General features: G+C 66.7%; 16 protein-coding genes. 3 read left to right on the top strand and 13 right to left on the bottom strand.

Annotated features, from left to right (window positions below; translation table 11 throughout):
• Nucleotides 1-2: 2 nt before the first annotated feature.
• The 8 genes from SBI67_RS09080 to fadD5 all read right to left on the bottom strand — a co-directional run bounded on the left by SBI67_RS09080 (nucleotide 3) and on the right by fadD5 (nucleotide 10232).
• Nucleotides 3-1154, bottom strand: a complete 1152-nt coding sequence (locus SBI67_RS09080) for a virulence factor Mce family protein (RefSeq protein WP_318980222.1) — start codon at nucleotides 1152-1154, stop codon at nucleotides 3-5.
• Nucleotides 1154-2803: a virulence factor Mce family protein gene (locus SBI67_RS09085; RefSeq protein WP_318980223.1), complete on the bottom strand. Its 1650-nt coding sequence runs from the start codon at nucleotides 2801-2803 to the stop codon at nucleotides 1154-1156. Before SBI67_RS09085 ends, SBI67_RS09080 begins: the two co-directional genes overlap by 1 nt.
• On the bottom strand, nucleotides 2804-4393 hold the full coding sequence (locus tag SBI67_RS09090; protein WP_318980224.1) for an MCE family protein: 1590 nt from the start codon (nucleotides 4391-4393) through the stop codon (nucleotides 2804-2806).
• Nucleotides 4390-5421: a virulence factor Mce family protein gene (locus SBI67_RS09095; RefSeq protein ID WP_318980225.1), complete on the bottom strand. Its 1032-nt coding sequence runs from the start codon at nucleotides 5419-5421 to the stop codon at nucleotides 4390-4392. Before SBI67_RS09095 ends, SBI67_RS09090 begins: the two co-directional genes overlap by 4 nt.
• Before the next feature lie 52 nt (nucleotides 5422-5473).
• Nucleotides 5474-6694 carry an MCE family protein gene (locus SBI67_RS09100; protein WP_318980226.1) on the bottom strand — a complete coding sequence of 407 codons (1221 nt, stop codon included), beginning with the start codon at nucleotides 6692-6694 and terminating at the stop codon, nucleotides 5474-5476.
• 4 nt (nucleotides 6695-6698) lie between these two features.
• The gene (locus SBI67_RS09105; protein ID WP_024454955.1) at nucleotides 6699-7568 is read right to left on the bottom strand and encodes an ABC transporter permease; all 870 of its coding nucleotides are present in this window, start codon (nucleotides 7566-7568) and stop codon (nucleotides 6699-6701) included.
• A gap of 10 nt (nucleotides 7569-7578) precedes the next feature.
• On the bottom strand, nucleotides 7579-8376 hold the full coding sequence (locus SBI67_RS09110) for an MlaE family ABC transporter permease (RefSeq protein WP_024454954.1): 798 nt from the start codon (nucleotides 8374-8376) through the stop codon (nucleotides 7579-7581).
• 212 nt (nucleotides 8377-8588) lie between these two features.
• Complete coding sequence (gene fadD5 / locus SBI67_RS09115; RefSeq protein ID WP_318980227.1) at nucleotides 8589-10232, bottom strand: fatty-acid--CoA ligase FadD5; 1644 nt, start codon at nucleotides 10230-10232, stop codon at nucleotides 8589-8591.
• A gap of 132 nt (nucleotides 10233-10364) precedes the next feature.
• Here fadD5 and SBI67_RS09120 point away from each other — a divergent pair, with 132 nt between their 5' ends.
• Nucleotides 10365-11045 (top strand): GntR family transcriptional regulator, encoded by a 681-nt coding sequence (locus SBI67_RS09120; protein ID WP_318980228.1) that lies wholly within the window; start codon nucleotides 10365-10367, stop codon nucleotides 11043-11045.
• A gap of 66 nt (nucleotides 11046-11111) precedes the next feature.
• Here the strand turns inward: SBI67_RS09120 and SBI67_RS09125 are convergent, their stop codons facing one another.
• Complete coding sequence (locus tag SBI67_RS09125; protein ID WP_318980229.1) at nucleotides 11112-11552, bottom strand: SRPBCC family protein; 441 nt, start codon at nucleotides 11550-11552, stop codon at nucleotides 11112-11114.
• A 77-nt stretch (nucleotides 11553-11629) separates the two neighbouring features.
• On the opposite strand from SBI67_RS09125, the gene SBI67_RS09130 reads away from it, so the two are divergent.
• The gene (locus tag SBI67_RS09130; RefSeq protein ID WP_413232452.1) at nucleotides 11630-12526 is read left to right on the top strand and encodes a D-2-hydroxyacid dehydrogenase family protein; all 897 of its coding nucleotides are present in this window, start codon (nucleotides 11630-11632) and stop codon (nucleotides 12524-12526) included.
• Here the strand turns inward: SBI67_RS09130 and SBI67_RS09135 are convergent.
• Entirely contained in the window at nucleotides 12503-12940 is a 438-nt protein-coding gene (locus SBI67_RS09135; RefSeq protein ID WP_318980494.1) for an acyl-CoA thioesterase, read from the bottom strand. The two genes, SBI67_RS09130 and SBI67_RS09135, sit on opposite strands and share 24 nt — an antisense overlap.
• A 32-nt stretch (nucleotides 12941-12972) precedes the next feature.
• Here SBI67_RS09135 and SBI67_RS09140 point away from each other — a divergent pair, with 32 nt between their 5' ends.
• A complete protein-coding gene (locus SBI67_RS09140; RefSeq protein WP_413232430.1) occupies nucleotides 12973-14058 on the top strand; it encodes an alcohol dehydrogenase catalytic domain-containing protein in 1086 nt (361 codons plus the stop codon).
• 21 nt (nucleotides 14059-14079) lie between these two features.
• Here SBI67_RS09140 and SBI67_RS09145 read toward each other — a convergent pair whose 3' ends face one another.
• The 3 genes from SBI67_RS09145 to SBI67_RS09155 are packed head-to-tail and all read right to left on the bottom strand — an operon-like array spanning nucleotide 14080 to nucleotide 21262.
• Nucleotides 14080-14886, bottom strand: a complete 807-nt coding sequence (locus SBI67_RS09145) for an ABC transporter permease (protein ID WP_036399513.1) — start codon at nucleotides 14884-14886, stop codon at nucleotides 14080-14082.
• Nucleotides 14883-15716 carry an ABC transporter ATP-binding protein gene (locus SBI67_RS09150; protein WP_318980232.1) on the bottom strand — a complete coding sequence of 278 codons (834 nt, stop codon included), beginning with the start codon at nucleotides 15714-15716 and terminating at the stop codon, nucleotides 14883-14885. Before SBI67_RS09150 ends, SBI67_RS09145 begins: the two co-directional genes overlap by 4 nt.
• Entirely contained in the window at nucleotides 15713-21262 is a 5550-nt protein-coding gene (locus SBI67_RS09155; protein WP_318980233.1) for a type I polyketide synthase, read from the bottom strand. The genes SBI67_RS09150 and SBI67_RS09155 overlap by 4 nt, the downstream gene beginning before the upstream one ends.
• Nucleotides 21263-21388: the final 126 nt, after the last annotated feature.

The following is a 21388-nucleotide window of genomic DNA, read 5'->3' on the forward strand; positions in this document are numbered from 1 at the left end:
TCTCACTCCCCCCGTTCGACGAGCGGTCCACCCGGCGCGTCATGCGGGTTCGGGGTGTAGCGGATGTCGGGGATCATCGTCGCCGGGTCACGGCCCCAGGCCTGTTCCAGCGCCCTCAACATGCCCGAGACACCGGTGCCCGACAACAGCGAGTTGTCCACCGCGGACAGCGTCAGGTCGATGGTCGCCGACGTGTTGATGTAGTCACCGCGAACGGCTTTCGGTACGTTCTCGATGTTGAACGGCACTGTCAGCAGCAGCTTCAACGCACCCACCAGGTACGGCGAGGCCTTGGACAGCTGCTTGAGCGGGCGCTGCAGGTTCACCAAGTTGGTGTGCAGGTTGGCGTTGGTGTTGCTCAACGTGTCGTCGGCGGCTGCCGACACCCGTCCCAGGGCCGTCACCGCATCGGCGAACAGGTCGCGGGTGTCCGCGAAATGCTGGATCAGCGGCGGGAACTCGGTGAGCACCTGATCCAGCGTGTCGTTGCGCTGCGCCACCACGGCCAGCAGCCGGTTGGTGGAATCGATGGCCCGGGTGATGTCGTCGCGCTGCTTGTTCATCTCCGCAGTGAAGGTGTCCAGTCGGTTCAGGAACTCCCTGATCTGATCGGCCCGGCCGGTCAGGATGTTGTTGACCTCGTTCTGGATCACCTCGATATTGGGGATGCCGCCGCCGGTGAGGATGCCCGAAATACTGGCCAACGTGCGCTCGATGGTCGGATACGCCGACGAGTTCTTCAGCGGGATGGTGTCACCGCTGCGCAGCGGTACCGGCGACGGGTCCGGCGGGCTGTCCAATTCGACGTGCTGCGAACCCAGCAGGCTGGTCTGGCCGATCTTGGCCAGCACGTTCGACGGCAACGTGATACCCGGATCCAGGTCGACCGTCAGCGTCGGCACCCAGTTCTTCAACTGGATGGCCTTGACCCTGCCGACGAACACGTCGGCCACCCGGACCCGGCTGTTGGCGTTGAGCGCCAATGTCTCCGGCATCTGGATGTAGATGGTGGAGTGTCCGTCCTGAGTGCCGGGACCACCGGGCAGCGTCACATTGGCCACACCGCGCCACTGCGAGCACGAGCTCAGGGCCAGCGCGGCCACCGCGAGCGCGGCCGTGCGCCGGCCGGCGCGCTTCCAGTTACGTGTCAGCACTAGTTACCCCCTCCGGCCTCGGCGGGCAGTGGTGGTCCCGCGGGCGCCGGGCCGGCCGCGGGTGCGGCCGGCGGTGCCGGGGCGATGGCTCCCAGCGGGTCGCCGGGCAGCACGCCGGGAGCCGGTGCCGGCGGCGGGCCGGGCTGCGGATACCACGGCGGTGGCAGCGGATTGGACTCGTCGTAGGCGTTCGGCGGACCGGGTAGGTTGCCACCGGGCGGCACCCCGAAAGCCGGTGGCGCGGCCGGCGGGACGATATCGGGCCCACCCATCAACTCCGCCAACGATTCCGGGGTCAGCATGTTCTGCGTGAACGGCTGCACCTCGACGCCTTGCATACCGGGGGCCACGATCCAGCCCGGCTCGTGGTTGCCGTGCGAGAACAACGTGTCACGCGACCAGATACCCGGCACCGTGGTGTCCTTGTAACCCGGCGGCGGCTGCAGTCGCGGCTCGGAGTAGGCAATCTGCTTGGGCAGCGTCATCGCGGTGCTGGCCAGGTTCATCCCGAACGGCAGGTAGTTGAACTTGATCGCGTCCAGGATCGGCGCAAGGTACTGGGCACACAACTCGGCGGATTCCTGGTAGCCCAATCGGCTACCGGCCTGGATGGTGCTGCAGATGAAGTTCAGCGGGTTGGAGAAGTTGGTGACGCCCGGCAGCACCGGCAGCGCCACGAGGCCACCCTGGTTGGACGACGCGATGTTGACGACGTTGGCCGCCAAGTTCGGATAGGCGTGCAGGCCGGTCTCCAAGCCGTTGCGCGGCTCCGGCTGCAGGATCGCGGTGGTCACGTCCGACAGGTTCTTGATGTCGGTGGTCAGCGGTTTCTGATTCTCGTCCAGGAACTTTCGGGTGGTGCCGAGCACCTGGTTGAGTTGCTGCAGCGCGGTGGCCACCTCACGGTCGGTGTTGGTGAACGAATTGGTGAACTGGGCCAGATCGTTGTTCAGCGCCACGAACTGCTGGTCGTTCTTGTAGAGCGCGTTGACGAACGTGGCGAGGCTCTTGATCACCGCGACGATATCGCCGCGACCCTGGTGCAAGGCGTCGAGCGCCTCGGACAGACCCTGGATCGTCTTGTTGAACTGCTCGCCCTTGCCGGCGAACCCGTCCGCGAAGGACTCGATGACATCACCGAACGGTCCTTTGGGCTGTTCCTTCGACGGACCCAGATCAGCCAGCAGCCGGGTCACCTGGTCCCGCAACTCGTCGTACTCGACCGGAATCTGGGTGCGCTCCAACGGGATCACCGCGCCGTCGGCCATCGCCGGCCCGCCAGTGTAAGGCGGCGAAAGCTGGATCACCCGGGAGGACACCAGGCTGGGGTTGAGCACCGACGCCGACGCGTTCTCGGGCACCTTGTACTTGCTGCTCCAGTGGAAGACGACCTTCATCTTGTCGCCGTCGGTGGAGATCGAGTCGATCTTGCCGACCTGCACACCCATGATCAGCACCTTGTCCCCGGGATACAGCGCAAGCACCTCGGGGAAGTACGCGGTGACCGTGGTGGTGGTCAGCTTCTTGTAGACGTTCCAGCCCACCACGCCCGCGCCGATGGCCACCGCCACCACGATCGCGGTGAGGATCACCGCGGTACGGGAGAAGTGCGGCAGCTTGATGTTTCGGATGTTGAAGACGCTCGACATTTACGGGGCCCCTCCCTGAGATCCGGGCGGAAGGAACGGCGGGTTACCCGGCAGCGGCTCGGTGCCCACCGGGGAGATCTGCGGGCCAGGTCCGGGCGGCGCCGGCGGTCCTGGCGGCAGCAGCGGTGCGGGGACCGCGCGGCCGGGGATGTCCCCGGGCGGCGTGGGTAGCCCGGGCGGACCGACCGGAACCGTCCGCGCACCGGGCGGACCGGGCGCGATCGGCACCGGGGTGCCCGGCACATCGGGCGCCACCTGACCGGGGATGGCCGCCGAAGGTACACCGGGGTTCGGACCGATTCCGTCCGGATTGGGTTGCGAGGTAGCCACATTGGGTGGCGGGTAGCCTCCGGGGACCGGACCGTAGGGACCCTGGTCCAGGTGTGCACACGGCAGCGGGTCACCGGGCCGGGGCAGACCGTCGGCCGGCGGTGTGTACGAGCACGGCGACCCTGGCGGCACCGCGGGTCCGGGATTCTCCGGAGTGCCCTCGATCGGCGTCGGCGCCGGCGGCGGCGCGCCGTTCTCGAACCGGGTTCCATTCGGATCCGGGAACCGGAAGGCGGGCAGACCCGAGTTGCGCCAGAACTGTTCGGGGTCGATGCCGCGTTTCTTGAAGGCTGCGTCCACGAACGGCTGCAACAGGGTCGGCGGCAGCAGGTTGGCCAACAGCACCTTGAAGTACGGGCCCGAGGCCAGCGCCTCGGCCAGCGCGGTGATGAACTTGCCGGCCAGGCTCAGGGTGTCGGCGAGATCGTTCTTGCGCTCGTTGAGGACACCGCTGACGGTCTGCAACTGGGTCAGCACACGGTTGAGATTCGGGTTCTCGTTGATGAATCCGGTGATCTGCTGGGAGACCGACGAAATCCGCTCCAGCAGCATGCTGACGGCCTGCCGGCGCTCGTTGATCGCGGCCAGCAGCGTCTGCGAGTTGACCAGCAGGGCGTTCACCTGGCCGCTACGGTCACCGAGGACCGTCGCGATCTTGCCCGCGTTGGCCAGCAACTGCTTGAGCTGCTCGTCGCGCTTGCCGAGGGAATCGGAGAATTCCTGCACGCCTTTGAGCGCGGCGCTCAGGTGCGGCGAGGTCTGGTCGACCGTCTCGGACAGCACGTTGAGCGATTGCTTGACGGCCTGGGTGTCCCAGCCCTGCGAGGCGCGGGTGACGTCGAGGAACGCATCGTAGATCTGGTACGGCGTCTGGGTCTGCTCGACCGGAAGCGATCCGCGGGGTTTGAGGATCGTGTTGCCGCGCGGCTCCACCTGAATGTTCTTGCGTCCCAAGATGGTGTCGGTGCGAATAGCGGCCCGGCTTTCGGTGCCGATCTCCCGGCCACCAAGGGTGTAGCCGATCTCGACCTTGTCGCCCTTGATGTCCATGCTCGTCACATCGCCGACGTCGACACCGGCGATGCGCACCTTGTCGCCGACGTTCAGCCCGCCGGTGTCGTTGAACTGCGCGTAATAGGTGGGAACGGCAAACAGCATCGGCACGCTGGTGAGGCTGGAGCCGACACCGATGACCAGCGCCACGGTGATCACACCCATCACGCCCTTGCGGGCGCGGTCAGAACCTTGGATCGTCCTCATTTCGGCGTGCACCTGCCCGACGGCTGGGTGACCACCTTGACGGTGCGGACCGGTCCGCCCGGCTGCAGCCCGTTGAGCTTCAGCGACAGATCGCACACGTAGAAGTTGAAGAAGTCACCGTAGATACCACCTGCGCGACCGATGATCTTCAGCGACGCCGGGATCTGCTGCAGGATGTTGTTCACCTCGTCCTTCTGGTCGACCAACGGTTGCTGGGTGGTCTCCAGATAGCCCAGCGTGTCGCGCAGCAGCGGCCGGTTATCGGAGAGCAGGTCGCCCAACGAACCTGCGGCATTGCTGATGTCGGCGACGGACGAGGCGATCGGGTCCGCCCGGTTCTTCAAGCCGGTGATCAGGGCCTCGAAGTTCTTCAGCGTGTCGTCGAACTGCTGCTGGTGTTTGACGGTGGTGTCCAGCACGGTGTTGAGGTTGGTGATCACCTCGCCGATGGCCTGGTCCCGCGAGGCCAGCGCCGAGGTCAGTTCGGCGGTCTGGTCCAGGATGTCGCTGATGGTGCCGCCCTGACCCTGGAAGATCGTGATCAGCGAGTTGGCGATGTTGTTGACCTTGTCCGGGTCCAGCGATTTGAACAGTGGACGGAACCCGCCGACCAATGCGTCCAGATCCAGGGCAGGCTGGGTCCGCTCACGCGGGATGGTGCCGCCCGGCGGCAGGATCTTGTCGCTGTCGCCGCGACGCAGTTCCAGGTAGCGGTTGCCGATCAGGTCCAGGTATCGGATGGCTGCGGTGGTCTGTTGGAACAGCTGCAGATCGTTCTGCACCTCGAAATCGACGCGGACGTGCTGACCGCCGTCGATCAGCGTGACGTCCTTCACCTTGCCGACCTCGACGCCGTAGGCACGCACGAACTGACCGCTGCGCAAGCCGCTGGCATTGTCGAATATCGCCGAGTAGCCGGTGGTCTTGTCGAAGCGGACCTGTGCGAACACCACGAAGATGATGGCGGTGAAGACGAGCAGCACCGCCGAGATCGCACCGAGTTTGAAGAGCGTGCCTCTAATACTCATGCGGCTCCCTCGCAGGCTCGGGTCCCGCATGCCATGTGTCGATTCGCTGCGCTCATGGGTTGATCGTGTTCTCCCCCACTTGGCGGCCCCAGACGTACTCGGCGGCCAGCGGCTGACCGAGCTCGAAGTGGTTGTACGGGGCGATGCTGGCACCGGTGTCCATCACCAGATACGGTGCCGGCCACAGATCCCGGGTGATCGGCTGCCAGCAACCCGGCCGTCCCTCCGGGCCACCGCGGGCGTTGATCCGCGGCAGATTGTCTGGGTACACGTACGGGTTGCCAGCGCCGATCAGCTCGGTATTGGTCTGCAGTGAGTATCCGTTGCCGCCAAGCGCCGCAGCCAGTTTCGGACCGGCATCGTGGTAATTGCGGATGGTGCACAGCAATTCGGGGCTGTAGTAATCCAACAACTTGGACGTCGGCAACAAATCCTGGGCGCCACGCGCCAGATACGGTCCACCCCGCTCGAACACATCCCCGGCATTGTTACCGAACCCCACCGCCGACATCAACGCCGCATCGATGGTCCCCCGCTCAGCATTGAGCGTGCGCGCCGTCACCACCGCACTCTTGAGCCCGTCGAACAAATCCGGCGCGGCATCGGCATACACCGTCGACACATCCGCCAACCCCTTGGTATCCCGACGGATCTGCGGCATCCGGGCGTTCAGCTCACCCAAGATGTCGTTACCGTTGACCAACGACTGACCGAACTTGTCGCCCAACCCATCCAGCGCCTGCGCCGCCGCGGTCAACGTCTGATTCAGCTTCACCGGATCCACCTGCTGGGCGATCCCCATGATCGTCTCGAACAACGTATTGAACTCAGTCGTCGTACTGCCCGCAGTGATCACCGCACCCGGCTTCAGCCTGTCCGCCGACGGATCCGGCGGCGACAGAAACGAGATGTACTTGTTGCCGAACACCGTCGTCGCCCGCAACTGCGCATCCACATTCGCCGGGATGATCTTCAGATACTGCGGCTGCACATCCAGCGTCAGCTTGGCCCGCGACTCCTCACCGTCGGTGATCGCATCGGCCGACTTCAACCGCCCGATCGGCACCCCGTTGAACGTCACCTTCGACCCGGGATCCATCGACAACCCGGCCCGTTCGGCCATCACCACCAGGGTGGCCTTTTTCTCGAAGTACCCGCGGAACTGCGCCCAGGTCAGCCCGAGCACCACGGCCACCACGAGCAGCAGCACGAGGCCCGCCAGCTTGTAGGGCGGCGTCTTGGGTTTGTTCACTGATGTTGCCGGCGCGGTCATCTGGCTACACCGTCAGGTTGAAGTTCGGGTCGGTGCCGTACAGGGCCAGCGAGGCCAGCAGCACCACCAGCACGATGGCGATCAGTGATGTACGCATCGACCTCCCCACGGCTTCACCGACGCCCACCGCGCCGCCACTGGCGTAGTAGCCGAAGTAGCAGTGGTTGAGCATGACGATGACCGACATGATGATGACCTCGAGGAACGACCACATGACGTCGTCGACCCGCAGGAATGTGTGGAAGTAGTGCTCGTAGGTGCCGACCGACTGTCCGTAGAAGAACGTGGTCACCAGCTGCGCCGACAGGAACGAGAGCAGGATCGCCATCGCGTAGAGCGGGATGATCACGATCGAGCCGGCGATCAGGCGGGTCGACACCAAGTACGAGATGGACTTGATGCCCATGACCTCCAGCGCGTCGATCTCCTCACTGATGCGCATGGCGCCGAGCTCGGCGGTGGCGCCGGCGCCGACGGTGGCGGCCATCGCCTGGCCGGTGACCACCGGGGCGACGACGCGGATGTTGGCCAGCGCGGCGAAGAATCCGGTGAAGGCCTCGACGCCGATATTGCCCAGCGACGCGAAACCCTGGATGGCGATCAGCGAGCCGGCCGACAGGGTGACGAAGCCGATGATCGCCACGGTGCCGCCGATGACCGCCATGGCACCGGTACCCATACCGATCTCGGCCACCAGCCGCAGCGCTTCGCGCCGATAGTTCTTGAATGCGTGCGGGAGGTGACCCACCGCGGTGACCACGAACCAGGCGACATGCCCGATGCTGTCCAGGAATCGGCCCGGCGCACCCGCGTAACCGCTGGCGCGGCCGAAGGCGCGGGGGAACCGGGTGCGAAGAACCGCTGCTGTGCTCACTGGAGGGCCCTCATGTCGTCGTCCCGAACCGCACGCCGATGGTGGTCAGCACGACGTTCACCGCGAACAGCGCGACCACGCACAGCACCAGGGTCTCGTTCACCGCGGTGCCCACACCTTTGGAACCACCGGCGACCGTCAGCCCGCGGTAGCAGCCGACCAGACCGGCGATCAAACCGAACAGGGTGGCCTTGATAACCGAGATCATCACCTCGGGGAACCCGGTGAGCAGCGTCAGCGTCGAGACGTAGGCGCCGGCATTGACGTTCTGGATGTAGACGCCGAAGAAGTACCCGCCGACCAGACCGATGGTGATCACCGCGCCGTTGAGCAGGAACGCCACGAAGGTCGAGGCGACCACCCGCGGGGCCACCAGGCGCTCGATCGGGTCGATGCCGAGCACCTCCATGGCATCGATTTCTTCGCGGACGGTGCGGGCGCCCAGATCGGCACAGATGGCGGTCGACCCGGCGCCGGCGACGACGAGCACCGTCACCAGGGGACCGAGCTGGGTGACGGCGCCGAGAGCCGCACCCGCGCCGGACACGTCGGCGGCGCCGAACTCGGCCAGCAGGATGTTGAGGGTGAAGATGATGAGCACGGTCAACGGGATCGAGACCGCCAGGGTGGGCAGGAAGGCCACCCGGATCAGGAACCAGCTCTGAAGGACGAACTCCTTCCACTGGAACGGCCGTGTCAGCAGTGCTTTGCCGGTGAGCACGCACATCTTGAAGAAGCCACCGACCATGGTCAGGGGCTTCTCCAACTGATCACGGACGTAGTCGACCAGTCCGTTGCTCGCCGTCACCGTCGCGTGCTCCTGTCACGGTCGCGGAGTGCAATCACGTGGCGCACATCCCCTCCCTGCCGATTGCGGCCCATCCCCGTTGCTGTGATATCCATCTCCCTACTGACGGGTAGTAAGACGGACCACAGGACTGTACCCGATCCGTCACGAGCGGCACATCGCATCCGCGGTATTGACACCCGAGTTGATAGCAAACATATCCTGACCAGCGATCAATTGGGCACCGGGGCAGAATTCGTTGCCGCAGAGGATATTTGATCGACGCCCGCGGCAATTTCTTCGGCAAACCGGTTTCGCAGTTCGGTTTTGAGTACTTTGCCCGAAGGGTTGCGCGGCAGTGCGTCGACGATCTCCAGGGCCTTCGGATGCTTGTAGCGGGCTAACCGCCCGCCGAGGTATTCGTCGAGTTCGGCCAGCGTCAACCGGGCCGCGGTGGCCGCGCCGAGGGCCACCACGGCGACGGGGACCTCGCCCCATTTGGGATGCGGTCTGCCGATCACCGCGACCTCGGCGATGGCCGGATGACCGGCCAAAACGTTCTCCACCTCGGCGCAGTAGATGTTCTCACCACCGGAGATGATCATGTCCTTCTTACGATCGACGACCCATACGTAACCCTCGTCGTCCTGGCGCACCAGGTCGCCGGAGTGGAACCAGCCGCCGGCGAACGCCTCTGCGGTGGCCGCGGGGTTGTTCCAATAGCCCGCCATGAGGGTGGGTGCGCGGTAGACGATCTCGCCGACCTGCCCGCGCGGCACGTCGTTCATATTCTCGTCGACCACCCGCGCGGAGACCGTCGGGATCACTCGACCGACCGAGCCGAGTTTACGAATTGCATCCTGCCCCAACAACATACAGGTGACGGGTGACATCTCGGTCTGTCCGAACGCGGCCAGGATATTCGCGCCGGGGAACGTCTCGGCCATGTCGCGCAGCAACGTATCGGATGCCGGCGCCGCACCCCAGGACAGCACCCGCAGCCGGAGGTTGCGTGGCGCGGCCCGCTGCGCGGTACAGACGGCCTGCCACTGCGCGGGAACCAGAAAGATCCCGGTGACCTTCTCGGCTTCGAGGACATCGAGCAGCGCTCCGGGATCGAACGCGCCGAGCGGATAGAGCACCGTGGGCAAGCCGAGCAGCAGGCCGGTGATCATGTTGCCGATCCCGGCGATGTGGAACAGCGGGACACCGATGAAGCCGATGTCGTTGTTGAGGTCGGCGCCGCTGGTGAACAGATGGGTCAGGGCTTGCCCGGAGAGATTGGTGTGGGTGAGCACCGCGCCCTTGGGTCGTCCGGTGGTGCCCGAGGTGTACATGATCAGCGCCGGGGAATCGTCGGGGATGTCCACCGGCACCGGCGCCGGACCCGGCTCGGCGACCAGGTCCTCATAGCCTTCGAGGTCGGGAAGATCGTCCGTCGCGCCGGCGACGATGACCGTGGTCAGCGTCGGGTCGAGCGCACGTACCGCCACCGCGACGGGCGCGAGCACCGATTCGGTGATGACCACCCGGGCTTCGCAATCACCCACCAGGAAGGCGATCTCCGGCGGGGTCATCCGGAAGTTCACCGGCACCGCGATGGCGCCCAGCCGGTTGGCAGCCAGGACGGATTCGATGAACTCGGTGCGGTTGAGCATCAGCACCAAGACCCGATCGCCGAGCTGCACGCCTCGCCGCTGCAGCGCCCCCGCCAGCGCCGTCACCCGTCGATCCAGCTCACCCCAGGTGGTGGTGTGGCCGAGGTAGCGCAATGCCGTCTGATCCGGCTGCATGAGAGCGTGCCGGGCCAACTGGTTGGTCCAGTTCTGCCGACGGGCGAGATACGGCTGATCGGTGGGCAGCGGCTGAGTGGTCAACGGGAGCCTTTTCCGGTCGTGGAGTTGCGCGTCCTTGATATTTGATCAAATCTTGTGTTGCCGCGGTCACACTATGACGAGAATGGCGTGCGGACAAACTTCCGACTTTGTGAAAGGCAGCGCGCCCCCACCGTGAACGCACCCGCCACGCCCGCGCCGATCAGCCGGCGTGAACAGCTGTCCGACGAAGTGGCCGCCCATCTGCGGGCCGCCATCATGTCGGGCACCTTGCCGCCGGGCACCTTCGTGCGCCTGGACGAGACGGCGGCCCGGCTGGGCGTCAGCATCACACCGGTGCGCGAGGCGTTACGCACCCTGCGTGGCGAGGGCATGGTGCAGTTGGAGCCGCACCGCGGGCACGTGGTGGCGCCGTTCACCCGCGACGACATCGCCGACATCTTCTGGTTGCAGACGACCATCGCGACCGAGATCTCGGCGTCGGCCGCCACCCGGATCACCGAAGACGGGATCGACGAACTCTCCCGGCTGACCGACGCGCTGGCCGAGGCCGTCGACTCCGGTGACCTCGAGTCGATCGCCATGGCGGAGTTCAGCTTTCACCGAGCGTTCAACCGGTCCGCCGGACGCATCAAGCTGGCCTGGTTCCTGCTGCACGCCGCGCGGTACCTACCGCCCAATCTGTACGCCGCCGACCCGTCGTGGGGTGCGGACGCGGTGGCCAACCATCGCCAGCTGGTGGCCGCGCTGCGCCGCCGCGACGTGGACGAGGTGGTGCAGCTGACCCGCAGCCAGTTCGCCGACGGCGCCCGTCGGCTCACCCGCCGGCTGGACGAACTCGGCCTCTGGACCTAACCGCCCAATTGATCAAACGGGCGCGAAAGTGCGAGAAGAAATCGGCGAAACGTCGATCTCGGCGCGTCAGGCGCCCAGTTCCTCGGCGCGCTTCTTGAGGTTGCCCGCCAGGTGCTCCAGCGCGTCGTTGGCGATCTTCTTCACCATCATCGACGGGACACCGGGCATCGACACCTCGACGTCCATGTCGACGGTGAGCAGCGACGTCGCCCCCATCTCGACGACCGAGAACAGCTGCTCCTGCTTGGAGAAGATGTCTCCCTGCTGCAGCACGGTCTGGATCTGAAACTCGGCGGGGTAGTACACGGCCTGGATGAAGGTGCTGTCCATGCCCTGGATCTTGGTGTCCAGCCGGAGCTGACTGGGCCGCCCGTCGTGGTACCGCGCGAGGATCCAGAGACCGGTGATCTCTTCGTTCCACTGCGGGTACGCCTCGAAGTCGGCGACGATCGCCATGATCGCCGCGGCAGAGGCGGTGACCTCTTCGGTCTTGCTCACGATGGGCATCGGGCGATTCTATAAGGGCCGTGAGCACACCGATCCGGGTCGCCGTCCTCGACGACTATCAGAACGTCGCCCTGCAGATGACCGACTGGTCGCCCGTCACCGCACGCGCCGAGGTGACGGTCTTCGACGATCATCTGGCCGACGAGGCGGCGCTGATCACCCGGTTGGCACCGTTCGATGTCGTGTTCGTGATGCGCGAGCGAACGCCGTTGCCGCGCAGCGTTCTCACCCGGCTGCCGCGGTTGCGGATGATCGCCTCGACCGGCAACGCGAATGCCTCGATCGACATGGCCGCGGCCGCCGAGCTCGGCATCGAGGTCAGTCACACCGGTGGATCCGTGGCGTCGACGGTGGAACTGACCTGGGCGCTGATCCTGGCGACGGCCCGCAACCTGGTCGCCGAGAGCCGCGCGGTCGCCGAGGGTCGTTGGCAGCTCGGGGTGGGTCGCGAACTCGAAAGACGGGTCCTCGGCGTACTGGGCCTGGGCCGGATCGGGCCGCGGGTGGCGCGGATCGGCGCGGCCTTCGGCATGGAGGTGGTGGCATGGAGCACCAACATGACGCCCGAGACCGCGGCCGCGGCCGGAGCCCGGTACCTGCCGCGCGACGAATTCTTCGGCACCGTGGACGTGCTGACGGTGCACCTGAAACTCGGTGACCGGTCCCGGGGCCTGATCGGAGCCGCTGAATTCGCGGCCATGAAACCGACCGCGTTGCTGGTCAACACCTCCCGCGGCCCGATCGTCGACGAGGTGGCGCTCATCGATGCGCTGCGCTCCGGTTCGATCGCCGGGGCGGGGCTGGACGTGTTCGACACCGAACCGCTGCCGCTCGGGCACCCGTTGCGGGACATGCCGGGTGTGGTCACCACCCCGCATCTGGGGTACGTGGCCGACCGGCCGTACCGGATCTTCTTCCGCGACGGCGTCGCGGCGATCGCACGGTGGCTGTCAGACCACCGCGCCGGTGAGTAGCTCGCGAATGGCGTCGGGGATGGGCACCGGTCTGCGGGTGTCGCGGTCGACGTAGACGTGCACCCAGGAGCCGACCGCGGCGAGCCGCGAATCAGGTCGCGCGGCGAGCGGCTGGCCGTCTTCGAACAACGCGGTGCGGTAGGTGACGCTGCTGGTACCCAGTCGGGTGACGGCCAGCCCGACCACCAGGTTCGCCGGGAACTTCAGCTCGGCGAAGTACCGGCATCCCGATTCGGCGACCACACCCAGCCACGGGGCCGTCATCGCGTCGATGCCGGTGCCCGCGCCGATCCAGGCGTTGATCGCGGTGTCGAACAGTTCGTAGTACACCGCGTTGTTGAGGTGCCCGAACATGTCGTTGTCGGTCCAGCGGGTCTGCACCGGCCAGTGCACCGGAAAGTCGGCACTCGTCAGATCCATGGCGGCCAGTCTGTCAGGCTGGAGTGATGAGGATTCGTGGTGCCGTGCTGGAGACCATCGGGGCGCCCGCCCCCTACGCCGAGTCGCGACCGCTGCGGGTCACCGAACTGGACCTGGCCGACCCCGGCGATGGGGAGCTGTTGGTGCGGATCGAGGCGGCCGGGCTGTGCCATTCCGACCTTTCGGTGGTGGACGGTAACCGAGTGCGGCCGGTACCGATGCTGCTGGGGCACGAGGCTGCGGGTGTCATCGAGAAGGTCGGCGGCACATCGGATCTGAGCGTCGGTCAACGGGTGGTGATGACGTTCCTGCCGCGCTGCGGGCAGTGCAGCGCCTGCGCGACGGATGGGTTGGCGCCGTGTATCCCCGGCAGCGCTGCCAATGGCGCCGGCACGCTGCTGTCCGGGGCGGTTCGGCTCGGCGACGGTGTGCTGCACCACCTGGGCGTGTCCGGGTTCGCCACCCATGCCGTGGTGGACAGGCGGTCGGTGGTGCCGGTGGACTCCGACGTTCCACCGGTAGTGGCGTCGCTGCTGGGCTGCGCGGTGCTGACCGGTGGCGGTGCGGTGCTCAACGCCGGGCATCCCACGCCGGGCCAGACGGTGGCCGTCGTCGGGATGGGCGGTGTCGGGATGGCGGCGATGCTCACCGCGTTGGCGCACGACGACGTGCGGGTGGTCGCGGTGGACCGGTTGCCCGAGAAGCTCTCCCGGGCACGCGAACTCGGTGCACACGAGACATACACGCCCGAGGAGGCAGCCGGCGTGAAGGCAGAGGTGGTGATCGAGGCCGTCGGACATCCCGCGGCGCTGGAGACTGCCATCGGGCTGACCGCACCGGGCGGCAAGACCATCACCGTCGGACTGCCGCACCCGGACGCGCGCATCAGCGTCTCGCCGTTGGCGCTGGTGGCCGAGGGCCGGTCGCTGATCGGTAGCTATCTGGGGTCGGCGGTGCCCGCCCGCGACATTCCGCGGTTCGTCGAACTGTGGCGGGCCGGCCGGCTCCCGGTGGAGACGCTGGTGTCCTCGACGATCACCCTCGATCAGATCAACGCCGCGATGGACGCGCTGGCCGACGGGACTGCCGTACGACAGATCATCGAGTTCTAGTCGCCCGCAACGGTCTCGGCTTCACGTGGTGTCCGACCAGCGGAACACGGCGAGGCAGCCGATCAGCGCACCGACGCTCCAAGCCGTCAACACCAGGAAGATGCGTCCGTGCTCCCAACTGCCCGCCGGCTCGAAGATCACCATCTCCGGCGGAAGCAGTACCGAGCGGAAGCCCTGCGCCATCCATTTGACCGGAAACACCGAGCCGACGATCAGCATCCAGGTCGGTAACGCCATCAGCGGCACGTATGTCCCGGACAGAAACTGCAATCCGACGGCGGGGCCGTTGGTGATCACCGCAGCTGATACCGCATTACTGGCGAAGTTGCTGATGAAGATGCCCACCAGGGAGCAGCTGACGATGCCGAGCACGAACACCCAGCCCAGCGTGAACCAGCCGGACACCGTCGTCGGCAGCCGCAGCCCGAAGACGAGAACGCCCACCAGCAGCAGGATCACCGCCTCGGCCAGGCTGACGATCCCCACCAGCATCACCTTGCCGATGAAGTACGACATCGCCGTGGTGGGGGTGCCGCGCAGCCGGCGCAATGCGCCGGTGTCGCGGTCTGCGGCGATGCTGATCCCGAGATTGATGAACGACGTCGACAAGATGCCGTAGGCGAGCATGCTGGCCGCGATCACCGACCCGGTGGTGACCGCACTGTTGGGCAACCGATCCGAGAAGATGGAGCCGAGCAGGACGCAGATCACCGCAGGCATCGAGAACGTCAGTGCCACCTGCTCGGGCCTGCGATAGAACATCTTCAATTCCGGTATCACACGGGAGAACCCGATACGCACCGGTGACGGGAGCGCTCTGGTCGTCACGCCAACCCGACCAGATGAAGGTAGGCCTCCTCGAGGGTCGGACGGGTGACCGTCAGATCTGCCAGCTCCCGGCCGTCAGCGCTGAGCTGCCTGATCAACTGGGTGGGGCGGTCGGTGGTCTCGACATGCACGCTGCCATCCTGCACCCACCGGACCGTGGCGGACAGACCGACGTGTTCGATGAGCTTGGCCGGCGGATCGACCGCCACCACTCGGCCGGCGGCGATCACTGCCACCCGATCCGCCAGTGCGGCAGCCTCTTCCAAGTAGTGGGTGGTCAGCAGGATGGTGGTGCCGTCGGCGGCCAGCGCCCTGATGAGCTCCCAGAACTGGCGCCTGGCCTCGGGATCGAATCCGGTGGTCGGCTCATCAAGGAACAACAACTCCGGGTTGCCGACGATACCCAGCGCGACGTCCAGTCGCCGGCGCTGGCCGCCGGACAGCGTGCGAACCCGGGCTCCCGATACCGCGCTGAGCCCGACGAGGTTCAGCACCTCGGCGGGGGCGCGGGAATGGCCGTAGCAACTGCCGAACATCCGCAGGGTTTCGTCGACCGTGAGCATCCCGGCATCACTGACTTCCTGCAGCACGATGCCGATCCGGGCCCGCCACCGCCGCCCCGCCGTGCCCGGGTCTTCACCGAGCACCCGTACCTCGCCGGCATCGCGCCGGCGATTACCTTCCAGGATCTCGATGGTGGTGGATTTCCCCGCGCCGTTGGGACCCAGGATGGCGAAGATCTCGCCCGCCAGCACGTCGAGGTCGAGGTCGTGCACGGCTTGGCGGCGTCCGTAGGCTTTGCACAATCCTCGCGCGTGAACCGCGCTCACGACTCACCCACTCCGGCAGTCGGATCCTCGAGTTCGGAGAGCAACTCACGCAGTTCGTCATCGGACAGCCCGCCGAGCAGCGCGTCGACCTCGCCGTCGGATTCCCCGCCGACTGCCGTCGGCGTCTCGGCCGGGCCGTGCCGGTGGTGCAATTCGGCCAGCACCCTTGCGGCCAGCGAGTTCACACTGACGCCCCGCAGGATCTCCAGCACCGAAAGGTCGATGGAGAACAAGGTGTTCACCCTGATCCGGAATTCCATCGCCATCATGGAATCCAGTCCGATGTCGTCGAGCATGTCATCGAGCCCGAAATCGTCGATACCGCAATCGAAGACCGTCGCCACAATGCGTTGGACGTGCTCGGCGACCACCGCGTGGCGCTCGCCTTCGGGTGTCGAAGCCAGAACGTCGAGGATCCCGTGCGCGTCGCCTTGGGAGGCATCCGCGTCGACGGTCTCCAACGCCGAGAACATGGCGGGTAGCCGGCCACCCAACCCCACCTCCCGAGCCCGACCCCAGTCCGCACTGATGGCGATGGCGTGGGGCACAGCCTGGTTGATCAGCCTGTCCAGGATCCGCACTCCCACGGCAGGGGTGATCAGCTCGATACCGCGTTGCGCGTAGATCTTCTCAAGCTTGAGTTCCTCGACCATGCCGACCGACCACGGCCCCCAGCCGATGGTCAGTGCCGGCAACCCCAGCGACCGCCGATAGTGGGCGAACGCATCCAAGAAGGCGTTCGCGGCCGCGTAGTTGGCCTGACCGGGCGCCGCGATCGCCGAGCCGGCCGAGCCGAACAGGACGAAAAAGTCGAGATTCTCTTCGATGAACGCGTCGTGCAATGCCCAGGTGCCGGAGATCTTGGGAGACAGCACTTTCAGGAAGTCGTCATCACTCATGTTGATCAGCAGCTGATCGTCGACGACACCCGCGGCGTGGATGATGCCCCGCACCGGTCGGCCGCCGGACCGGAGGTGCCGGTGCAGCCAGTCCCGGACCTGGTGCGCGTCGGTGACGTCCACACAAGCGGTGTCGACCTGCGCCCCGAGCCGTTCGACGGCCCTGATCGCATCGACGGTCGCGCGGTACGGATTGCCGTCTCCCAGGCTTGCCCAGCTGGCCCTGGGCGGGACGGCACTTCGCCCCAACAGGGTGATGTGCCGGGCCCCGCGGTCGGCCAGGTACGTCGCCACCACCCGGCCCAGGGCTCCGGCTCCCCCCGTGATGACGTAGGTGGCATCGGGATTGAGCTTGGTGGGAAACGGTTTGGTCAGTCCGCTACACGGCTGCAGGCGGGGCACGTAGGCGTGCTCACCGCGCAGGGCGATCTGGTCATCGGTCTGGGCGGTGAGCACCTGATCGCAGATTCGGGCCGCCACCATCGCAGGGTCGTCGCGGATGTCGATATCGACCAGCCCACCCCAATGCTCGGCGAACTCCTGATGCCCGATGACCCTGCCCAGGCCCCAGATCGGAGACTGCTGCACGGCAAGGTTTTCCGTACCGGGAACCGGCTGGGCGTTCGCGGTGATGAGATGTAGCCGCGGCTTCACGGTGTCATGCTCGGCAAGCGACTTCACCAGCCGCACGACGGTCAGCGCACCGATATCCGAATCATCCTTGAGCCCGCCGGATTCCGCACGGTCGGGGATATCGATCGGCCAGAAGTCCAGGATCCCGGCCAGGTCACCGTCGCGGTGCAGGTGCGCTTGCACCAGCTCCCGCGGGTGATCGGGGTTCCGGGAATCGACCAGCCAACCCTCGTCGGTGTCTGTGACGGCTCGGACGTCGGCGTGGCACACCGTACGAACACGGTGGCCGCGCGACCGCAGGCAGTCGGCCGCCGCCGCGCCGAAACCGGCTGTGTCACAGAGCACCAGCCATGACGACTCGGCGGCCACATCCGCCCTGGCGTCGTTCGGCGACAGGTCGGTCTGGCACCAGCGCAGTTCGTAGAGCCCCTTGTCGATCCGGTCGACCGACATGCGTGAGGAAGCACTCAGCGACTGCACGGTGAATCCGGTGAAGACGGCGAGGGTCGCACCGTCCGCCCCGCTGATCGTGATGTTGCTCTCGATGGCGTCCCTGGTCGCCGACAGCACGTCGACGTGCACCGTCATCGCCGACTCGGGGGCGCCGTAGACGGCGCAGCGCCGGATCCGGGTGGGCAGGAAAGGTTCGTCACCGTCGGCCTGGCCGCCGAAGGGGGCGCCGAACAGCGTTTGGAAGGCGCCGTCGATCAACGCCGGATGGAAGGCATACCAGTCGAGTTCGTCGCCGATACCCGCCGGGACGGCCAGGTCCGCGCGCGCCCAGTCGTGACCGGCGGTCACCGCGGTGACCGAGCGGAAGCGCTGCCCGTAGTCGAAGCCCAAGCTTGTGGTGTGCGTGTAGAACTCGTCGCCGGTCAGTGTGCTCACCTGATCGAGCGTGGGCTGTTCTGCCGCACGGGGCGCCGCGGGCAAGGCGTTCAGTTCGGCGGTGGCGGTGATCACCCACTTGCCCTCACCGTCCGCGGACGCGGTGAAGGCCGAGAACTCCACCGTGCCGTCGTCCTGGTTGACCGTGGTGCGCACGACGGGATCGCACGTGTCGTCGAGGATCACGGCGCGGCGCAGCACGAGATTGTCCACGCTGAGGTTCGAGCCGTATGTGTGCCGTGCCGCCGCCAGCGCCATCTCGACATAGACTGCGCCCGGCACCACCACGGCGCCCTGCACCCGATGATCGGCGAGGAACGGGTTGGTCAGCACCGAGAACTCGGCCTCCCACGTGGGGTGCACCGCACTGATCGGCTGACCCAGCAGCGGGTGTACCGGGTCGTAGAACAGGGCCTCCGAGACATCGGCGGTGTCGGTCCAGAACCGTTTGGACTGCCATGGGTAGGTCGGCAGTTTGAGCAGCCGCGCCCCCTCTGCCGGATTGAGCGCCGACCAGTCCAGGTCGTGGCCCAGGCAATACAACGAACCGGCACAATTCATCAGGGCGGGCAGGTCGTCTTCACGGCGACGCTGGGTGGCGAACACCGAAACACGCAGCCGACCAGCAGTTTCGGCGACGGATGACGCGAGCACCGGGTGCGGAGCCAGTTCGACGAAATGAGTGAACCCGTCGTCGAGCATGCGGCGAACGGCCGGTTCGAACACGACGGTGGCGCGGGTGTTCTGCCACCAGTACGCCGCCCCCGCCCGGTAGCCGTCCAACCGCTCACCGGTGACCGTCGAATACAGCGGCACCGCTGCTGGCCGGGATTCCAGATCCTCCAACGCGGCGAAGAGATCGTCTTTGATCGCGTCCATGTAGTGCGTGTGATAGGGCACGGCACCCGGCAGACGGCGGTGGAAGATCTGGGCGTGGTCGAGTTGACCGACGATGTCGTCGAGCACCGCGTCGTCTCCGGCGACCGTGACCGCGGATGGACTGTTGATGGCGGCCACCGAAACCCGCGCTCCGAATTCGGCACGGGTGGCATCGTCGAGTGTCTGCATCAGTGTCTCGGCGTCGACGCCCACGGCCAGCATGCGGCCCCGTCCGCTGGTGCGTTGTTGCAGACGGCTGCGGTGGTAGACCACCCGGACGGCCTGCTCGAAGCCGAGCAACCCGGCGAGGTAATGGGCGGCGACCTCGCCGGCGCTGTGACCGATGACGGCGTCCGGCGTGATCCCCCAGTGCGCCAGTTGTTCAGCGAGGGCGACCTGCACGGCGAAGTTCGCCGGCTGGGCGAACTGTGTTTCGGACATCCGCGAGGTCTGCTCGTCACGCCGCAATTCCTCCGAAAGCGACCATTCCACGTATCGGGACAGTTCACGGTCGGTGCGGGCGATGCTGTCGGCGAAGACCGGCAGGGTATCGAGCAGTCCGCGGCACATCCCCCACCACTGCGGTCCCATACCCGAGCACACGAAGGCCAGCTTCGGCCGATCGGCCGAAAGTCGTTCGGCGGCAATCTGTCCGCCGTCGGCCAGCTCGCGCAGTTGCCGGCGCGCGTCGCCGATACTCCCGACGAGAAAAGTGTGCCGGTGGTTGAGGTGGCTGCGCCGCTGACCGAGGGTGTAGGCGAGATCGGGCAGTCGGACCGTGGGATCGGCGGCCAGGTGATCGGCCAGCCGGCCGGCCATGGCCACCAGCGCACCCTCGCTGCGAGCTGACAGCGGTAACAACGTCGCCGACCGCAGGGGCGGCGCATCGGGCCGTGCCGACCGCAGGGGCGGCGCATCGGGCCGCGCCGAGAGTTCGGGCGGACCGGCCAGCACGACATGGGCGTTGGTGCCCCCGAAGCCGAACGAGTTGACCCCGGCAATGCGCGGCTGTCCCGCGGGGAACGGCCGGCCGGATGCCGGCACCTCGAGGCCCAGGTCGGACAGCGACACCGCCCGGTTGGGGTTGCGGAAGTGCAGCGTGGCCGGAATGTGCCCGTGTTTGAGCACCATGGCCGCCTTGATCAGACCGGCGACACCGGCACCGGCTTCCAGGTGGCCGATGTTGGTCTTGACCGAGCCGATCAGCAGGGGCCGCTGTGCCGGACGGTCGTGGGCGAGCGCCCGCGACAAGGCCCGCATCTCGATGGGATCGCCCACCGGGGTGCCGGTTCCGTGCGCCTCGACGTATCCGACGTCGCCTGGGTGCACCCCGGCCCGCCGCAGCGCCGAGGTGATGGCTGCCTGTTGGGCTTCCTCGCGGGGGACGGTGATACCGTCGGTGCGACCGTCCTGAGAGACGGCCGTCCCGAGGATCTGGGCGTAGATGTCGTCGCCGTCGGCGAGCGCCGCAGCCAGCGGTTTGATGAGGACCACGGCGGCGCCCTCACCGCGGGCGTACCCGTCGGCCGCGTCGTCGAACGCCTTGGACCGCCCTTCCGGGCTGAGGAAACCGCTGCGGGATTCGGCGATCGCGGTGTTGGGCCCGACCATGACGTTGACTCCGCCTGCCAGCGCCGCACCACATTCACCGTTCCAGATGCTTTGGGCGGCAAGGTGAACCGCCACCAGCGAACTCGAACATGCCGTGTCCACCGCCATGCTCGGGCCACGAAAGTCGAAGGCGAACGAGATGCGGTTGGCCAACATCGTCATCATCATCCCGGTGGCCGAGTGCGCCTTGAACCGGTATCGGCTGGCCCGCCCTTGGTTCTGCAACAGCTGATAGTCGAGGGTGAACCCGCCGACGAACACGCCCACGTCGGTGCCGGCCAGCCGGTCGGCGGGCACGCCGCCGTCCTCCAAGGCCTCCCAAGTCACCTCGAGCAACAACCTCTGCTGCGGGTCCATCGAATGTGCCTCGCGTGGCGAGATCCCGAAGAACTGTGGGTCGAACCGATCGATCTCGCGCAGGAATCCACCGCGGAGGGTCACGATCTTGCCGACCTTGCCCGGGTGCGGATCCCAGAAGCGCATGGCGTTCCATCGGGTCTGCGGTACGACACCGGTGGCGTCGACACCGCGGCAGAGCAGATCCCAGAATCTCTCCGGCGTATCGCCGTCGCCGGGGAACCGGCAGCCGATACCGACGATCGCCAGCGGCTGGGGCGGGGTGTCCGGCGCCGTCAAACCGTCACCGTCCGGCGTCCGCAGCGACCACCGCCGATTGCACCCATCATCGCCATCTGACCCCCGTCGACTTGCCGGTCCAGCAGTCATTCGTCGCCGGGTCACCGACGGATGGGTGCCGCCGGC

It is taken from the genome of Mycolicibacterium chengduense (genome assembly GCF_033741155.1).
Classification (GTDB): domain Bacteria; phylum Actinomycetota; class Actinomycetes; order Mycobacteriales; family Mycobacteriaceae; genus Mycobacterium.

Excerpts from the sequence above, each read along its gene's own strand:
- SBI67_RS09085 (WP_318980223.1), bottom strand. The coding sequence starts at position 2,803 with ATGTCGAGCGTCTTCAACATCCGAAACATCAAGCTGCCGCACTTCTCC.
- SBI67_RS09090 (WP_318980224.1), bottom strand. The coding sequence starts at position 4,393 with ATGAGGACGATCCAAGGTTCTGACCGCGCCCGCAAGGGCGTGATGGGT.
- SBI67_RS09095 (WP_318980225.1), bottom strand. The coding sequence starts at position 5,421 with ATGAGTATTAGAGGCACGCTCTTCAAACTCGGTGCGATCTCGGCGGTG.
- SBI67_RS09100 (WP_318980226.1), bottom strand. The coding sequence starts at position 6,694 with ATGACCGCGCCGGCAACATCAGTGAACAAACCCAAGACGCCGCCCTAC.
- SBI67_RS09125 (WP_318980229.1), bottom strand. The coding sequence starts at position 11,552 with ATGCCCATCGTGAGCAAGACCGAAGAGGTCACCGCCTCTGCCGCGGCG.
- SBI67_RS09130 (WP_413232452.1), top strand. The coding sequence starts at position 11,630 with ATGACCGACTGGTCGCCCGTCACCGCACGCGCCGAGGTGACGGTCTTC.
- SBI67_RS09140 (WP_413232430.1), top strand. The coding sequence starts at position 12,973 with ATGAGGATTCGTGGTGCCGTGCTGGAGACCATCGGGGCGCCCGCCCCC.